Annotated in this window: 14 protein-coding genes; 1 reads left to right on the top strand and 13 read right to left on the bottom strand. The window is 50.6% G+C overall.

The window, feature by feature from the left end; all coding sequences use genetic code 11:
• Positions 1 to 6: 6 nt before the first annotated feature.
• The 7 genes from MKY58_RS04210 to MKY58_RS04180 all read right to left on the bottom strand — a co-directional run bounded on the left by MKY58_RS04210 (position 7) and on the right by MKY58_RS04180 (position 7783).
• A complete protein-coding gene (locus MKY58_RS04210; RefSeq protein ID WP_339323596.1) occupies positions 7 to 774 on the bottom strand; it encodes a 3-oxoacyl-ACP reductase family protein in 768 nt (255 codons plus the stop codon).
• The gene (locus MKY58_RS04205; RefSeq protein ID WP_339323595.1) at positions 771 to 2618 is read right to left on the bottom strand and encodes a histidine kinase; all 1848 of its coding nucleotides are present in this window, start codon (positions 2616 to 2618) and stop codon (positions 771 to 773) included. Before MKY58_RS04205 ends, MKY58_RS04210 begins: the two co-directional genes overlap by 4 nt.
• Positions 2618 to 3661, bottom strand: coding sequence for a response regulator (locus MKY58_RS04200; protein WP_339323594.1), 1044 nt, complete (start codon positions 3659 to 3661; stop codon positions 2618 to 2620). Before MKY58_RS04200 ends, MKY58_RS04205 begins: the two co-directional genes overlap by 1 nt.
• A gap of 93 nt (positions 3662 to 3754) precedes the next feature.
• Complete coding sequence (locus tag MKY58_RS04195) at positions 3755 to 5332, bottom strand: extracellular solute-binding protein (protein WP_339323593.1); 1578 nt, start codon at positions 5330 to 5332, stop codon at positions 3755 to 3757.
• Positions 5333 to 5452: 120 nt separating this feature from the next.
• On the bottom strand, positions 5453 to 6334 hold the full coding sequence (locus MKY58_RS04190; protein WP_339323592.1) for a carbohydrate ABC transporter permease: 882 nt from the start codon (positions 6332 to 6334) through the stop codon (positions 5453 to 5455).
• A 39-nt stretch (positions 6335 to 6373) separates the two neighbouring features.
• Positions 6374 to 7300: an ABC transporter permease subunit gene (locus MKY58_RS04185; RefSeq protein ID WP_339325047.1), complete on the bottom strand. Its 927-nt coding sequence runs from the start codon at positions 7298 to 7300 to the stop codon at positions 6374 to 6376.
• A gap of 360 nt (positions 7301 to 7660) precedes the next feature.
• Entirely contained in the window at positions 7661 to 7783 is a 123-nt protein-coding gene (locus MKY58_RS04180) for a hypothetical protein (protein ID WP_339325266.1), read from the bottom strand.
• On the opposite strand from MKY58_RS04180, the gene MKY58_RS04175 reads away from it, so the two are divergent.
• Positions 7782 to 8726, top strand: a complete 945-nt coding sequence (locus MKY58_RS04175) for a phosphotransferase (protein WP_339325046.1) — start codon at positions 7782 to 7784, stop codon at positions 8724 to 8726. The genes MKY58_RS04180 and MKY58_RS04175 overlap by 2 nt on opposite strands.
• A gap of 172 nt (positions 8727 to 8898) precedes the next feature.
• Here the strand turns inward: MKY58_RS04175 and mazF are convergent, their stop codons facing one another.
• The 6 genes from mazF to MKY58_RS04145 form a co-directional block, all read right to left on the bottom strand.
• Entirely contained in the window at positions 8899 to 9240 is a 342-nt protein-coding gene (gene mazF, locus MKY58_RS04170; protein WP_339323591.1) for an endoribonuclease MazF, read from the bottom strand.
• Positions 9234 to 9464 (bottom strand): AbrB/MazE/SpoVT family DNA-binding domain-containing protein, encoded by a 231-nt coding sequence (locus MKY58_RS04165; RefSeq protein WP_339323590.1) that lies wholly within the window; start codon positions 9462 to 9464, stop codon positions 9234 to 9236. Before MKY58_RS04165 ends, mazF begins: the two co-directional genes overlap by 7 nt.
• 81 nt (positions 9465 to 9545) lie before the next feature.
• Positions 9546 to 12791: an AAA family ATPase gene (locus MKY58_RS04160; RefSeq protein WP_339323589.1), complete on the bottom strand. Its 3246-nt coding sequence runs from the start codon at positions 12789 to 12791 to the stop codon at positions 9546 to 9548.
• A gap of 1 nt (position 12792) precedes the next feature.
• Positions 12793 to 13509: a hypothetical protein gene (locus tag MKY58_RS04155; RefSeq protein ID WP_339325045.1), complete on the bottom strand. Its 717-nt coding sequence runs from the start codon at positions 13507 to 13509 to the stop codon at positions 12793 to 12795.
• Positions 13499 to 14911 (bottom strand): hypothetical protein, encoded by a 1413-nt coding sequence (locus MKY58_RS04150; protein ID WP_339325044.1) that lies wholly within the window; start codon positions 14909 to 14911, stop codon positions 13499 to 13501. The genes MKY58_RS04155 and MKY58_RS04150 overlap by 11 nt, the downstream gene beginning before the upstream one ends.
• The gene (locus MKY58_RS04145; protein WP_339323588.1) at positions 14896 to 16278 is read right to left on the bottom strand and encodes a DUF2399 domain-containing protein; all 1383 of its coding nucleotides are present in this window, start codon (positions 16276 to 16278) and stop codon (positions 14896 to 14898) included. The genes MKY58_RS04150 and MKY58_RS04145 overlap by 16 nt, the downstream gene beginning before the upstream one ends.
• Positions 16279 to 16443 lie beyond the last annotated feature (165 nt).

Below are 16443 nucleotides of genomic sequence, written 5' to 3'. Positions count from 1 at the left end.
TCGTTGTTAACGCATAAACAATCCGCCATTCACTTCGATCGTCTCCCCGGTAAGGTAATCCGATAACGGCGACGCCAGGTACAACACCGCGTTGGCTACGTCCTGCGGCGTGCCTTCCCGCCCGAGCGGGATTTTGGCGACGGTCGCGGCCCGGCCTTCGTCGGAGGTGAAGGCCGCATGAAAAGCCGTCTGCCCGATAAACCCCGGCGATACGCAGTTGACGTTGATGCGATGGCCGGCCAGCTCTTTGGCCAAACCTTTCGAATACGAAATGACCGCCGCCTTGCTCGCCGCATAAATCGATGCGCCCGGGCCGCCGCCGTCATGCGCCGCGACGGACGTCATGTTGACGATTTTCCCGCCGCCCCGGCGGATCATGCCGGGCATGACCAGCTTGCTCAAGAACACGCAGGATTTGAAGTTCACGTCCATGACCCGGTTGTAATGCTCCTCCGTCATGTCGACGTTCGGCACGCGTTTCACCAAATGGCCTGCGTTATTCACCAAAATATCGACCGGGCCGCCCAGCCTGGCCTGAACTTCCTCCACCATGGCCGCCAGCTGCCTTGTATCGGTCACGTCCGCCCCGAACGCGGCCGCTTGGCCGCCGGCTTCCGCGATTTCCGCGACCAATGCTTCCGCCTGCTCCCGGCCGCTGCGGTAATGTACTCCTACCGCGGCGCCGCTTGCTGCCAGCGTCTTCGCGATCTCGCGGCCGATCCCTGAGCTTGCCCCTGTTACAAGCGCGATTTTGCCGTGCAAATCCACTGTCATCCCACCCTCTCTTCATATATGCATGCCATGTTGCCATCCAGCGGCAGCGACATCGTAATGACCGTCCCTTGGCCCGGGACGCTGTCGATCGCAAGCCCGTAAGCTTCGCCGTACACCATTTGAATGCGGCGATGCACGTTCATTAGTCCAAGTCCGCCTTTATGATAGAGCGAACCCGTATCGGATTCGGCCAGCCGGTTCAGCCGAAGCTTTTCCCGCACGGCGCGCAGCCGTTCCGCCGTCATGCCCGCCCCGTTGTCCTCGACGATGACATAGAAGCGGTCACCCTCGGCTGCTGCGCCGATCCGAATCCGGTGGTGATCCTGAATGCCGTCTGGGAACGCATGCTGGAACATGTTCTCGATGAGCGGCTGCAAGGTCAGGCGCACCATTTTGTGCAGCAGCAGCTCCGGCGGGATCGCCACGTCCAGCTCGAATTCGCGCTGCGTTCGGTACTTCAGGATCGTCATATAGCTGAGCACATGCTTCAATTCGTTGACGACCGTGATTTCCGCCAAATTCGTCTGAAGCGCGTACCTCAGCATGTGGGCCATCGCTTCGACGATCTCCATGATTTCTTCCGAGTCCTGGACGACGGCGTAACATTTGATCGTCTCCAGCGTGTTGTACAGGAAATGCGGGTTCATCTGCAGCTGCAAAGCCTGGAACTCCGCTTTGTGCTGCTCAAGCGCGATCCGCTGCAAATTCAGCTCCGTTTTGTTGGACCGGATTTCGGCTTCGTAAACCCGTTCGATCATTTCGGATAACCTCGTCAGCATCATGTTGTAGCTGCGGATCAAAAAGCCGAATTCGTCCTGCCGCCCGTCATCGTCGATCGATTTCCATTCGCCTTTATCCATCATGCGCATGTTCCGCACCAGCTTCTTGAGCGGCTGCACGAGCGAATTGCCGAACCGGCCGGCGAACCACAACGCGATCATGAGCGTAAACGCGCCGGCGATCACCGTCGTGTACCGGATGCTCATGATGGGCTCGCGCAGCTCGGACACCGGCACGGAGATAACCATCCGCCAATCGGCCGCATGCAGCCGCTGCGACACGTACATTCGCCGCTCGCCGTTCACTTTCGCCGTGAACGTGTCCCGCTCTCCCGCCAGCAGCTGACGTTTGATCTCCTCATTCATGTATTCATCCGTTGCAACCTGATCCGGCTGGTCGACGAAGTGGCCCTGTCCGTCCACGATGAAGGAATATCCCTTTTTCCCGAGATCCATCTGGCCCCATAGCTTCGAGATTTCCTTCGTGTTCAGCTTCATCCCGAGAATGCCCCGGGGCTGGTGGGAGACGATCCCGCGCACGCGGCGGATGAACGTAATGTACTGGGCGTCCCCCGGAGCGACCGAAGCCGAGTTGATCAGCGCCCCGAGTCCGTCCTTCGGGATTTGCCCTTCGATCAGCTCGTAATACGCTTTGTAATCCTTTACTTCGTCCTGAATGATGTCTTTCGTCGTAATCGCTTTGCCGTCCTGATTGATGACATAGATCAAGTCGATCTGCGGATAGATGATAAACGCCTGATCGAACTTTTTTTGAATCCGCTCGGACAATTCGTAATACTGGAAGCTGTTGTCCGGGTCCATCTCCATGAATTGAAGCACGTCCCGGTCGGACAAAATCGTTTTGCTCGCATTGTCAAAGGTCTGCAAATACAAATCCGTATGGTACGCGGCATGCGCGATCATTTGCGATAAATAGCGCTCGAGCTGGCGATCCAGCAGCTTCGAGGATTGCACGTACGTGATGGCGCCGACCACCGACAACGAAATGACGATAAGCACCGTAAAATAAAAGAAGATGCGGTGCGATATGCTTTTGCCGAACATCAAGAGGAGATTCCCAGCTTCTGCCGGTATTCGGACGGCGAGATGCCCTCGTATTTTTTGAAGGTTTTCGTGAAGTTGGAGTGGTCGGCGTATCCAACCGCATAAGAGATGTCCGTGATCCGGTGCCGCTCTTCGCCGAGCATCCGCTTGGCGTATTCCATGCGCCGTTTCGTGCGGTATTGGACGAAGGTCTCGCCGGTCGTCTGCTTGAACATGACGCTGAAATAATTCGGATGCAGCCCGAGCAGGTCAGCCACCTCCTCCAGCGAAACCTCGCTGGCGAGATTGCGTTCGATATACGCCTTGGCCTCCTCGATCGGGTCCTTCAGCTTGCCTTTTCTGCGCCGGTGCAGGTTTTCCAGCGTCTGCCCGACGTTATCCTCGAACCGCTTCCAGGCATCCGCAAACGGCAGACCGCGCTCCAGCTGCAGGCATTCGGCAAGCGTAATGGGAACATCCCTTGCTTTCAGCTTTTTCATCAGCAGCGCATAAAACTCTTCCAGCATTTCGGACTTCTCGGCATCATGCAGCCGGTAACCCGAAATTTCGCCCGCCCAAGACCGCAGCAGCTCCTGCGCCTGCGCACGGTCCACGTAATAAATCGCCTGCTCGAAGCGTTCCAGCCATTCGTCGATTTTGGCCACGGACAAATAAGCGGAACGTCCCAGCTTGAAGGCGCGCTGCACGAGCCGCCCCAGCGTATCATGCAGCTGCCTTTTGCCGATCGGCTTCAGCAGGTACTCCCTCACCCCGTAGCTCATGCAGGTCTGGGCGTACGTAAAATCGTCGTACCCCGAAATGACGACCGTCTGCACGGGAGCGTCCATTTCGGCGAGTTTTTCGCATAACGCCAGACCGTCCATGACGGGCATGCGGATATCCGTGAATACGAAATCGGGGAGCTCTTCCCGGACGGCCTCCAGCGCTTCCGCTCCGTTGGCGGCCTCGCGAATGGATGAAACCGGAACCCCGGATTGCCGAATGAATACGGTCAGGCCTTTCAAAATCATGGGTTCGTCATCAACAATGAGAATGCGATACATCCGATGGAACAGCTCCTTTCGATTTCGATCATCCGGTATAGGCCGGGGGTTAGCTAAGACACCTGCTTCGTCCAAAGGCCGGCTAGAACCGGTTTATTTGCGCGGCAGGAATACGCCTTCTTTTTTCTGGAACCGTTCGTTCGCTTCGGCCAGCACGTCCTTGCCGCCTTTCGATTTCCACTCCTCGATCACCTTCAGCCAATTTTCGATCGGCTCCTGTCCGTACACCATTTTCACCATATGCGTGATGAGCACCGGCGGCGGCGTATCCGACAGCGGCGTAATGTCCGGGTTCTTTTTAAGCGCTTCCAATCTCGGCTCGAATTCCATGCCGTCGCGTCCTTCATGTGCGAGAATGTTATCGAACACGCTCATCAGGTTCCGGCCTTCTTCCGTCAGGCTGAGCGAACCTTTGTTATAGGTCGTATCCTGCACGAGCCACAAAAACGACTGGCGGTACCGCTCTTCGTCGACACCCTGGGAATCGGTCGGCTGCTTGTAGTCGATTTTGTCGCCGTTCATCGTGTAGTTCTCGCCTTCGACCCCGAACGTGAAGAACTTCTCCGCTTCGTCGGACACCATCCAGTCGAGGAATTGAATGACCTTCTCCGGATGTTTGTATTTGGCGTTGATGAAGTAGGAGCGGTTGACGTCGCCGTACAAGTAATATCCGCCTTTGCCGTCGGGTCCGACCGGAGACGGAATGATTTCCAGCTTCGCATTCGGCACCGACTCCTTCAACTGGGTTTCCCACTGGATCAGCTCGTTGGCGTTCATCGACCACATGCCGGCTTTGCCCGCCAGGATCGTGTTTTTGAACGTCGTCGGATTGATCGTCGCGAACTCTTTATTGATCAGCCCTTCATCGTACATCGTTTTATATGTGGAGAGCGCTTTCATCATGTTTTCCGAATCAAAAAATTTCGGCTGCACTTCACCGTTCACTTCTTCAAACTGGCTTAAATACGGGAATACGTCATACGCGCCGAAAAACGTATCCGCATATTTGAAATCCTGCCTTCCCATGTACGGGTTCTCCACGCCGAGCTTTTTGAAGGCGCGCAGCACGTTCAGATACTCGTCGACCGTCTTCGGCACGGGCAGCCCCGTCTGATCCAGCAAATCCTTGCGAATCCACGTCGCCCGGCGGGAAGGATTGGACAGCCATTCCGGGATACCATAAATTTTACCTTGATAGGTCATGCGATTCCAAGCTTCCTTTGGAATTTTCTTCAAAAGGTTCTGGCCGTGCTCCTTCAGCAGATCGTCAAGCGGCATGAACACGCCGGCCTCCACGGAACCCGCCATTTCTTTGCCCGTCACGCCGCCCTGGCCCTGCACCACGTCCGGAATGTCGTTCGTCGCGAACATTTGCGCCATTTTCTGCTCGTATTCCTTATGCGGCACCAGACGGATATCCAAATCTGTTTTCGTCAGCTCTTCGAGCCGTTTCACCCATTTGTCCTGGTTGATATCGGGCGATTTCTCGACATGTCCGAAGTTGAGCGTCCGCAAAGAAATCGAAAACTTCGTGACCTCATCCGCTGCCGCCTGCTTCATTTCTTCCTTGCTTTCCCCCTGCCCGCCGGACGTCTCCTGTTTTCCCGAGCATCCCGCCAGCAGCCCTGCAGCCATAACGCCTGCCAGCAGCAAGTTTGCCCATTTTTTCATGTTATCCCCTCTTCTCAAAAAAATGATGTTTGCAGGTCATGGATGATTTTCGCTAGCCAGATTGTATCGTCAAAGCCCCAGCGACCGTGAGGGAGCAACTTCATATCGGCTGGGCATTTTTTAAGATTTGACCGCTCCGAGCGTAAGCCCTTTCACGAAATGCCTTTGCAAAAACGGGTAAATCAAAATGATCGGCAGCGTCGCGATGATGATCGTCGCCATTTTGATGCCCTCCGGGGACGTAAACGCCAAATCGCTGAATTGCGATGCGCCGGGGTCAATACTGATATCGTCCGTTTCGAACATTTTTTTCAGCTTCACCTGCAGCGGCCACCATTTCGGCTGATCGATGTAATACAGCGCGCTCATGTAGGCGTTCCAATGCCCCACCGCGTAAAAAATGCCGAGCGACGCCATTACCGGTTTGGACAACGGCACGACCATGCTCGTCATGATTCTCAGCTCACCGCATCCGTCGATTCGTGCGGAATCGATCACCTCAGCCGGAAGCTGCTTGAAAAACGAATGCATCACGAAAAAGTTGAACGCACTGATCGCTCCCGGCAGAATCAGCGCCCATGGCGTGTTCATCAGGTGCAGGTTTTTGATCAAAATGAAGTTCGGAATAAGCGGCGCGCTGAAAATCATCGTCACCAGCACCAGCAGCACGACGATCCGCCTGCCGACGTATTCCTGCCGCGATACCGGATAAGCGAGCGTCGCCGTGGCGACCAGATTGACCAGCGTCCCGGCCACCGTGATGAACACCGAGACGGCAAAGGAGCGCCAAATGGATGCGTCGCTAAACACGTATTCGTAATTGATCAGCGTGAATTCGATCGGCCAAAAGGTTACCTTTCCCGACGTAATCGCCGCCGAGGAGCTGAAGGACTGCGCGATCACGTTCAGGAACGGCAGGAACATGACCAGCCCGAGTATCGTCAAAAACAAAATATTAAACGCGTTAAACGTTTTGTAGCCGCCGGACATTTTCCGGTTCATGGGTCCTCCTCCTCTTCATCGGGATGTTGCTAAAATCCTCTAATACAGGCTTTCGCCCGTCGTCTTTTTGCTGAAGAAGTTCCCCGCCATCACGAGCACCAGGCCGACCACGGACTTGAACAGCCCGACCGCCGTCGTGTAGCTGTATTGCTGGGACAACAGGCCCGCCCGGTAGATGTACGTATCCAAAATTTCGCCGTTTTCCATGTTCAGCGCGTTGAGGAACACCCATACCCGTTCAAACCCGAAATCCAGGAACTTGCCGATATGCAGCAGGAACAAAATCATGATGGTCGGGAGGAGCGCCGGGAGCGTGATTTTCAGCGTCTGCTTCCAGCGGTTCGCCCCGTCGATCTCCGCCGCCTCGTACAGCTCCGGGTTGATCCCCGCCAAAGCCGCCAGGTACAAAATCGTGCCGTACCCCGTATCGCGCCAAATGCCCGAGCCGACCAGCACGCTGCGGATGTAATGGTTATCGCCTAAAAAATACAACGGATCGATGCCGAACAACCCGAGCAGCTGATTGAGAATGCCCGTGGTCGGCGACAAAATGGCGACGGACATGCCGGCGATGACGACCCAGGACAGGAAGTGGGGCATGTACACGACGGTTTGGACCACTCTTTTAAACAGGACAAGCCGCAGTTCATTGAGCAAAATGGCCAAAATGATCGGCGCCGGAAACGCGATGACGAGGTCGTACAGCCCGATCAGCACCGTATTTTTTAAAATCCGCAAAAAATCGTAATGCTCGAACATCGTCTTGAAATGCGCAAAGCCCACCCACTCGCTGCCGGTAAAGCCTTTAAAAATGTTGTAGTCCTGAAACGCAATGACCGAGCCGCCAAGCGGGATGTACTTGAAAATGAGAAAATACAAAATGCCGGGAAGCGAAATGATGTACAGCGCCTTATACTTCCACATCAGCTGGGCGATGCCGCCGCTCTTGGCGCGTCTTCGCCCCATGCCCGGGGGCAGCGCCTCGGCCGCTTCGGGTTTCATTGACATATCGATCCTCCTTCTGCCGTATGGGAATAGGTTAGAGACTCCAGGGTCTTCGGATTTTGCCAAATCCTCTACTTTCATACTAACGGCGGAAGGCGGGATGCTCCATGGCTGGATTCTTTGTGGGCTGGTGATTTTTTAAGGTGGAAAAAGGGGATGGATCGGAAGCAGGCGTTGCTTGGAGAGTAAACAGCCGGATGCCGCTCGCGGGCATAAAAAAGCCTCATCTCCTGGAGTGGAGATCAGGCGGTTAAAACGAAACCTTTTCGCGTTTAAAGGCATCCATCCATACGCCCCGTTTTCGGGACGAATAGGATAGGATCAAACGTCCATCGTCGCTCCTTGGGCAGCATGGCCGTGTTCGCTGAAGGGAGTGCCTTTCATGCCCGTTCCATATCCAAGCTCGCAAATTCGCGGCATCGCCCGCCAATTCGGTTTGAACATGATATCCTCGGCGTCGGTTCCATCCCTTTACCGTAAACATGCTGTGATTCGGTTGCAAACGGAAACGGGAACCTATGCGCTAAAACCCTTTATCAAAAGCAGTCTTCAACGCGTAAGCACCGTGAAACAAATAACCTCGGCCGCAGGGAATGTCAGGCATTTGATGAACAGCGGGTACTTGCACATGCCGTCATGGCTTCCGGCGAACTCCGGCAAGCTGTGGGTCTTGGACCGGGGTAGGCCTTTCTATGTCACGGCATGGATCGAGGGACGTCCCATGGAAACGGCGCAGGACTTTGAGCAGCTCGGGCTGGCTCTAGCCGCGCTTCATGCCATTCCCCCGGGAAAGGTCGATCTGAAACGGTCCCCTGCCCTTGAGCAAATTCGGTTATGGAAAACAAAAGATTCCTCCTTCCGCAAAACGATGGCGCGCTTGCATCCAAAAGGAAAGCACCGAAGATGGATCGAAACGTACGGCAAAGCCTGCACATCCCTATCGGAACGGGCATGGAGCGAACTCGCAAGCCCGGATTCGGTCCGTCTGATCCAGGACGAGGCCGCCCGTCCCTCATTCGTTCACAACGACGTTACGATGCCGAATGTCATCCTTTCCGGAGACGGCCGTCTCTATATCATCGACTGGGACCGAATTCGGCTGGGTTCCGCCTATATCGATACGGCCAGGGCGATCAAGAACACGACCCAGTTCAATCCCGAGTTCATCCAATCGTTCCTGACAGGATACGAAAAACATCGCCCATTAAGCAAAGCTGCCCGAAAAACCATCGCGGCCGTTTATGCTCTGCCGTTGGAGGTTTGGTCCGCTTTCCGTTTCCCCTCCGGCGCCGGCAGCCGGCAAATGCTGCGTACCATCAATCAAACGTGGGAGCAGCGGGTTAAGGCAGTGGAGTTTATGGATGCGTGGGTGGGGTTAGGGAAGTGAGGAGCGTGTATGCCGTAATAATGGCAGCAGAGGCTTTTATGATCATAAACGACCGCAGCCAAAGTTAAACAAGCTGACGCCGGTAGAGTACCGAAGCCAGCTTGTATCCTAGGGTTTTTTTTCATTGTCCGCGAAATGGGGTCTTGACCAAGGTCTCGGAAGCTTTATTTTGTCAGAGGATTAGCAAGCTCAGTTTTGAAATAACTTCTGAGAGGGTTTTGGGCGGAACTTTGCAGATGAACATCGCTTGACGGGACTGCCAGTCGAGGCTCTTGACCTGATCGGCAAGGATTACTCCATCAATCGGCAAATCTTGCGGAATAATAACTTCAAAGGGGTAGCCTTTTCTCCTTGAGGTTATCGGACATAACAAGGAAAGTCCAACCTTTCCATTATAGGCTGCAGGAGATATCACTAGAGCCGGACGCCTGCCTGCCTGTTCATGCCCTGTCTGTGGGTTGAACTGCAACCAAACCAAGTCGCCGCGATCCGGTATATAATCGTTATTTACCATGCTTCCCGACCCTTCGGATCTCCTGTCGACACCTCTTCATGAAGGTTCTCAGGAGTAACTTGAGTAAGAAGCTCCCCCAGTGTAGTGGACTTTGGCTTGATAACCAAGTGACCGTTTTCTACATCGAGATCGATCTCCGATCCTTCCTCCAGACCAACCTTCAAAGCAAGGGATTTCGGGATGCGAATGCCTAGACTATTGCCCCACTTTTGAACATGAAACATGGAACCGCCCCCTTAAATGTATATACAAAGTATATACTCGATATGGCATAAAGTCAAATTTGGGTCCTTTTCCTTTATGAGTTATGTGTTTCCCACTTGATGGTTAGTTTGCTCCTTCTTTTGCAATCCAATGACCTGACTCCGTGGAATTAGCGGATTATGATACACCACATAAGCCTTGTTAAATCGCTCGAAATAGCTTGGCTCATGCGATTTAGGGGTCAGGATGATCATTTTTCGTTTAAGTTCGCGAACATAAAGGTCAAAGACCATATTTTTGCGCTGCTCATCTAGCGCGCTGTCAAATTCGTCAAGCACGATAAATCCGGGATTAGACTGCAAATTTTGTAAAAGGGAGAGCGCAAACAGCAAGGAACTCAGCGACTCCTCCCCACCGGATACACCTTTCCCTACTCTTCCACCGCGAGCTTTGATGCTCACATCCTCCAGCTTTCCACGATGTCCTTCCTTTCGAGCTCTAATATACAAATGGAAGTGAGTTCGTCCTTGCTTGTCTTGATGGGAATCCCAGTCTACCTGGCCCTCAAACTGAAACAAAGACATATAGGATCTGAACTTTTGCTGAACTTCGCCCACACGCATACTGATTGTTGTCTCCAGTAAATCCTGCAATTCAGTCGTCCGCTGCTCGTCCGCCTCGAGCAAGATCACAGTCCGTTTATATTCATCCTCCAACTGCTCATAATTTTCTTTGGCAATTCGGTAATTCTCCGGAGCTGCAGGATCAACTTCCTCTTTTCTCGCTTGTTCAAAGGTAACTTCGCCTTTTTCGGCCTCTGTGCGAAGCGCTTTTAACACCGCATTCTCTTCCTTGGCATACTTCTCCGCATAAATCTGTTTCGCCTCGTTAAAAATTTCAGGCACAATTCCTTTCATATCTTCGATAAGCCTAGCAAGTGCCGTCAGTTCCGCTTCCGCATCCTGCTTTCCTTCTCGCGCTTTACCCAGTTGATTATTCAATTGCTGCAATTGCTGTTTTGTCAACTGTAAACGATGCTCCGCTTCGCCGTCATCCCGTTCCAGCTTTCTTCCCCTTTTCTCCAATTGCTCCAGTTGATCCTCCAGTGCTTTAAATTCATCTTCCTTTTCCTGAGTTTCACTTTCTAACAATCGAAGAAGGTTTTCGTTGGCATTTAGCCGCTCAAATTTTTCGCTCTGCGCACCTAGCTTCTTATAAAATGCCGCTTCCTTTTCTAATATCTTCTGCTCGTATTCAAGCTCGACCCGGACAGTCATCAAATCTCGAAATACCTTCGATAACTGAGCCTGCTCATTTTCCAAACCAGACAACTGGATTATCATCGTCTGCAGCTGTTCTCTCCGTTGTATCCGCTCATGTTCTCTCGTCATAAAAGCTTCGGCCATCCGCACCTGCTGGATGATTCCCCCTAGGATCTGACTTCTCTGTGTATCTTCCTGGATCAACTGATTGATCTGTTCCAGTTCTGAGGAAAGTTTGGTTATATTGGACTCGACTTGTTTTTTGCGAACCTCAAGTGCTCGTGCACTTAGAATATATCGCGGCTGCTCCTGGTTGCCCCGAAGTCCGGCGGCATCCCGAAGCACTTCCTCCTCGATTCGGACCGGATGCTTCAGAAAGAACCGTTCTACCCACCAGAGCGCCTTGCTGGCGTCATTCGTCATCTCCTCAGACAAATCACGTTTTACCTTGAGATGAAGCGATGGCAAAACAGTAACTGATCGATCAGGAACAACCGAATGCAAAGGGACATGATACAAGTCGTTCGGAGGCTTGATTCCGTCCCCGCTTCCGCTAAAGAAAATCGTATATTTGATCGTATTAAACGCATCCTCATGCTTTGGATGTGCAGCCTCATCCAGTTCAATCAAGTCACTCAGCGTATACGCCTTTCTGCCCAGCCTCTGAAAATATTGAAGTGATGCTTGCTGCCTGACCGAGATATTCCGATCCATCCGCAAGTTTTCTAATTCCCTCTCCAGCACTTTCAATTCCCGATCAAGGTCATAACTGTGATTTCTGCCTGTCCTGATCTTCTCCTCAAGTCGATTCATTTCCAGCTGCACCTCATGACTGGAAGAATGCTGACTTAAAATATCACGGTGCAAGGATTCTTCCTTCTCATCCTGTTCAAGAGCTGCCTTAAGCTCGCTTGATTTGATCCGAAGGTCTGAGAGGCTACGCTCGACCTCCAAGGTCTGTTTGGCGTTCACTTGTTCCTGTTCTGTCAATTCTGTCAACCTTCTGTAAACATCCTCCAGCCCTTTAGTCACCTGAGCTTCTGTTCGCTGAATATACTTTCTTTCTTCCTCGAGCATGGCAAGCTCCTGCTTCAGTCCAGCAATCTCTGTCTTAAGCACATCCTTGTCCTCTTGCAAGTTCTGAAGCTTCTGTTCGAGATCAAAGATCTCTCCGGTAACACGCTCCTTATCTTCATCACATCGGATCCGCTGAGCATCAAGATTCTGTTTTTCTTCGATCAAACCATCCACTTTTTCCTTTTGCTCCTCTTGATCCAAAAGCAACTGCTCTGCCTGCCCGAGATACATCGCCCTTTCCTGCTTGAAATATTTCTCAAGACGAAGCAGCGATACGGAGCGCAGTATTCCGCCATCTCGAAGCCTTTTGCGGTTTTGCTCATATCGATCCAGTTCTGACTTCATAATCTTTAAATTTTGCTTCGTACCGGCCAGTCTCGTCTGTGCCATAGACAATGATTCCCGTGTTTCCTTCAACTTGACCATGCTTTCTTCCCAATTTCTCTGGGCATCCGTAATGCCATGCATTTCGCTAAAAATACGGAATCGTTCTTCCGGCGACATCGTTGCAAATTGGTTTACTTCCTGCTGGTACCAGATTAAATAAAACAGATCAGGGTCAATTCTATAGACATATTGCAAGTCTCTTTTATACTTGGTAAAGCTGTTTTCCCGATCTCCTGAAGTATAATGCTTTCTATCTGTGTAATGATCTTGTTCATCGCCTGATTCGATAATAAATTCCTTCTTGATCGGCTCACCCGGCTCCTGTTTGAGGATAAGCGTAAATTCAATATATCGCGGAGCATCAATTTTTATTGATCCCTCATTCAAAAATAGCAGCGAAATGCGCGCTCTCCAGGTTTCATCGGGAGGCAAGTTTCGTGATTTCAGCCCTTCCACTTCTACTTTAGAAGAGTAGAGAACAGCCCCCATACAATACGTAATGGTCGATTTCCCTGCTCCATTAGGGCCGGTGATCATTATATGATCCGCATGACCTGACAAATCCAGATAAGCAGGGGCATAATCTCGAATGCCTGCAAAGGTCAACTTCCATGGAATCAACTTAATCTCCTCCCGTGTGCAGATTGTAACGCTTGAAGAATTTGAGCACTTCCTCTTTGCTCAGCTGATTGGACTGACTAAATTCTGCTGTTCGTCGCAGAAAAGAGTCCGAGAAAAGATTGGCTCCGATAGCCGTCAATTGATATGCTCGTTCATTTGAAAATTCATTGTCGCTATATTCCTCAATGGCTCCGATTTTTTTTAGCGCATCCAGATTATTCAGCAGCTTCTGATTGGCTTTCGTCGTTTCATGTCCAAGTGCATGCAGCAACTGATCAAACAGAGTGTACTCATGCTGCAGCACCTCTTGCTGATAAAAGATATATAGGAGCAACGCCAGACTTTCTTCAGACAAAGTGCTTCTTGCAGTTCTAGCAGGAACCCTCATCATGACGATCAGTTGATCCCGTCGGTCGTCATAGATCAATTTGAAATATCTCCCTACTGCCTGATTAACCCTAAGAATGTAAGAATCAAGAGCATCATTATCACTTGCAATGCCCAATTGTTTCTCTGCTTCCTTTCTGGACAAACCAAAGTTGCCCCCTCGCAAAGTTGCAGATGAGGAGAACAAAATATTCATAAATACCAGCTCTTCCTGCGGTGTCAGAACCCCCTTTAATCCCTGTAATGCCTGCAATGTGTGACTCTCTGCCGTCTGATTCTCCGCATGCTCTGCCCGATCTTCCTTCTGTTTCCTCATTTCCTCATGATTCATCATGCAAATCTCCCGGCTTTCTTTTTTTAATCATCCATTCCCGATCCTTCGGATTGATCCAATTCCAGACCTTGTCGGGCCACTGCTGAAGTTCTGATCCAGCTCTATTCATCCAAACCTTGTCGTTACCAATAAGTGCTGAAATAGCCGCCAAGGAATTGATGGCGTCTGACCAGCGCGGGCCCGCGGCTTCGATCATGATTTGCTCCATCCCCGCCTCATCACATTGATCGAGATATTGTTCGACCTCTTCGGTGCGGATCATGGATTTCGTCATCAGCCAGGTGGTGTCTCCTATATATTGCTGCAGCTCATCTGCAGAAATTTCCTCAAGTTTGTATTCGATCATTTCTCCCTCTTCTTCCAGAGGTTTCACCTTGGGCTCATAGTTCTCCAAGTAATGAACCGAATCCGAAATATCAGCCGCAGAAATAGGAGCTGCAAACTTGACCGGAATCCATAGCCCATCCAATGCCTCGCCTTCGTACTGATCCTGTTCCATGAAGCTTAGCATTTGGTAAGGATTTGGAATGTCAGAATCAACAGGCGGATTATACATTTTGATAATGAATTCACGTACCTTCTCAGGCTGAATATATGATGAAAGCACCGTTTCCCGCATCGTGGCAAATTTTAAATATTTATTCGTCATCCCAAGACTAAGACTTGTGCCTTCCGCTAGTACAGAGGTCCCCTTTTGCATCAATGTAGTCAACACCAGACTGTCTTCCAACGTCTGAAATTGCCGGTAGCGCTCCTCCAGCTTGCCCTGCAGCTCCCCCATCAACTCGTGAATCAGCTCTAACTGCGGCAGTGCATTACGATCGGCCAGCATTTCAAGCTCTCGTTCTTTGAGTAGCTGGATGGCATTCTCGACATTACGAATCATGCTGGCAATCTTGTTCCCCCCGGAAATACCATGATCATCGTAGGCTTCGCTGATTTCTGCGTCTCGCCTTGCTTGAAACAAAGAACGTCCAATCTCGTCATGCATATAATAGGCCAATGAGTCATTGGCAAGCCGCACCAAAGCATCCATCATCCGTTTCCCTACATCGCGCAGCTTGATTTGCCTGGACTGTTTGGATAACCAGTTGTATTTCACCAAAATATTGATGATTTGCTCCATCTGCTTTTGGGTAGGAGGATGGGGATCCATGTATTTATTTCTGTAACGATAGAATAATGTGTCCGTATTTTCAATTGGCTCAGCCAGGCCCAAAGCTTCCTCATTTAGAAGCTGTATAATGCGCAGAAATCGGAATATCCCTCCTGGCGTCAACCATTGATGCGTACCGAGATCGTTGAATACTCCTGCAAGATAACTGATATCCCGCATCGATTGATTTAGTTCGGGAACCGTTTCGTCCTTGTCGAATACCGAGATCAGCATTCGATCCATTTCTTCCAATCCGTCTCACTCCCCAAAATCAGCTCTTGTTCTGTACGCTCACCATTCATCAGCAGTTCGTTCATATATTTCTCGTATTCTCCAAACTGGGTTAGGATCGATTGATCATGGCATATCCATTTCATTGTGATTCGTTCTTTACTCGCCCCTTTTACAACCGATGTTAAATGACTGGCAATGACAAGACCGGATTCATCATAATCAGTCCACATGATCACTTGCTGGATGGAATCACCTTGAAGCAACTGCCGAATCAGCCGGGCATGCGCGCTTCTGAGTTGACCGTCTACGCCGATAACCAATGAGCCGCTGTTTTGGACAAACTCCCCTTCAGCTGCAAATCTGGTCAGAATTGCTCTGTTCTCCGCAAGCCAGAGTGTACCGGCTGAGGTCGAATAGTCATCCTTATATACAGACAGGTCTGTTAAAGCGTGCACGGGCCCAGCCAAATAATTCGAGTACCTGCCCGATATCGGACCTGTAAAATAAATGGGCGTGATCTGTCCAAGACTATTCAACCCTAACAAAGGTAACGGACAGGATGCCCAGGTTTCGACCAGATCTAAAAAGTCCTGTTTGTGGGAATCAAAGGTTTTAGACCCACCGATGCTCCGCTCATAGGAAGCTCCGATCTCTTTCCAGTCAAAAGATTGCTTACGAACAGACAAGTGAATAAAAGCCTGTAAGAAATGCATGAACACTAAGCGTTTTTTTCCTGTCCAATTGACAGGAAATTCAGGAGAAGAACTGAGGCCATCCCAAAGATGATGCTGAAGTAGGGCATTCAACACTGAAATTAAAGACGTTATATTTTCCTTTCGCTCCTGAAGCCAAGAAGAAGTATCCGTATTTTTTAAAGAAAGGGCAGGTTCAAGAATTTTAAGGATATCAAGTTCGTTCCTAAGGGCTTGCCGCAATGCAGACCACTGCCGGTCTTCAGCCTCTCTTTTATTGTCAATAAACTCCTGCTTATATTGAAACAAACGAAGTCCCATACGGTAACTGATTCTTTCCGCAGTCCTGCCGTCTTGTTTGAAACGATACTCTTTCATAATCCAGCCCTGCGCTAACCAAGTGAAGGTATTCGAATCTTCCTTAAGATTAACTTTCCTTCCGACGCTCCATTCAAGCAATTTCTCCGAAGGGATCGGTGACTCATCATCATAACTAACAGCAATTACCAACATTCCGGTCTTTCGATAGGTTCTAACGGTTCTTTTTGCGATAGTTAATTCATGAATAACACCATCTGTATTACTTTCAACCGGATCTAGACTACCGAATTCGAGCTGCTCGCCAGTCTTTAAGATGTATTTTTCGATGTAATTTTTAATTTCTTCAAATCGATTTATGATCATAAACAACGAACCTTTGGAATGTAATTTAGAGTTTTATTGTATCATAGGGGAGGAAAATGAGAGTGAAAGAGAACGGACGTACTATTTGGATAAACAGATCCGCATTGCGGTAGCTCCGATTATATGATATTGCAGACCTGTTTGCCTTCATGAAACCGGAATCGC

Source organism: Paenibacillus sp. FSL W8-0194, assembly GCF_037969745.1.
Classification (GTDB): domain Bacteria; phylum Bacillota; class Bacilli; order Paenibacillales; family Paenibacillaceae; genus Paenibacillus_AQ; species Paenibacillus_AQ cookii.
Note: the sequence above shows the minus strand (reverse complement) of the source record. Positions and strands in the feature narration are given on the sequence as shown.

Excerpts from the sequence above, each read along its gene's own strand:
- MKY58_RS04210 (WP_339323596.1), bottom strand. The coding sequence starts at position 774 with ATGACAGTGGATTTGCACGGCAAAATCGCGCTTGTAACAGGGGCAAGC.
- MKY58_RS04205 (WP_339323595.1), bottom strand. The coding sequence starts at position 2,618 with ATGTTCGGCAAAAGCATATCGCACCGCATCTTCTTTTATTTTACGGTG.
- MKY58_RS04200 (WP_339323594.1), bottom strand. The coding sequence starts at position 3,661 with ATGTATCGCATTCTCATTGTTGATGACGAACCCATGATTTTGAAAGGC.
- MKY58_RS04195 (WP_339323593.1), bottom strand. The coding sequence starts at position 5,332 with ATGAAAAAATGGGCAAACTTGCTGCTGGCAGGCGTTATGGCTGCAGGG.
- MKY58_RS04190 (WP_339323592.1), bottom strand. The coding sequence starts at position 6,334 with ATGAACCGGAAAATGTCCGGCGGCTACAAAACGTTTAACGCGTTTAAT.
- MKY58_RS04185 (WP_339325047.1), bottom strand. The coding sequence starts at position 7,300 with ATGGGGCGAAGACGCGCCAAGAGCGGCGGCATCGCCCAGCTGATGTGG.
- MKY58_RS04175 (WP_339325046.1), top strand. The coding sequence starts at position 7,782 with ATGATATCCTCGGCGTCGGTTCCATCCCTTTACCGTAAACATGCTGTG.
- MKY58_RS04180 (WP_339325266.1), bottom strand. The coding sequence starts at position 7,783 with ATGTTCAAACCGAATTGGCGGGCGATGCCGCGAATTTGCGAGCTTGGA.
- mazF (WP_339323591.1), bottom strand. The coding sequence starts at position 9,240 with ATGGTAAATAACGATTATATACCGGATCGCGGCGACTTGGTTTGGTTG.
- MKY58_RS04165 (WP_339323590.1), bottom strand. The coding sequence starts at position 9,464 with ATGTTTCATGTTCAAAAGTGGGGCAATAGTCTAGGCATTCGCATCCCG.
- MKY58_RS04155 (WP_339325045.1), bottom strand. The coding sequence starts at position 13,509 with ATGAATCATGAGGAAATGAGGAAACAGAAGGAAGATCGGGCAGAGCAT.
- MKY58_RS04150 (WP_339325044.1), bottom strand. The coding sequence starts at position 14,911 with ATGGATCGAATGCTGATCTCGGTATTCGACAAGGACGAAACGGTTCCC.
- MKY58_RS04145 (WP_339323588.1), bottom strand. The coding sequence starts at position 16,278 with ATGATCATAAATCGATTTGAAGAAATTAAAAATTACATCGAAAAATAC.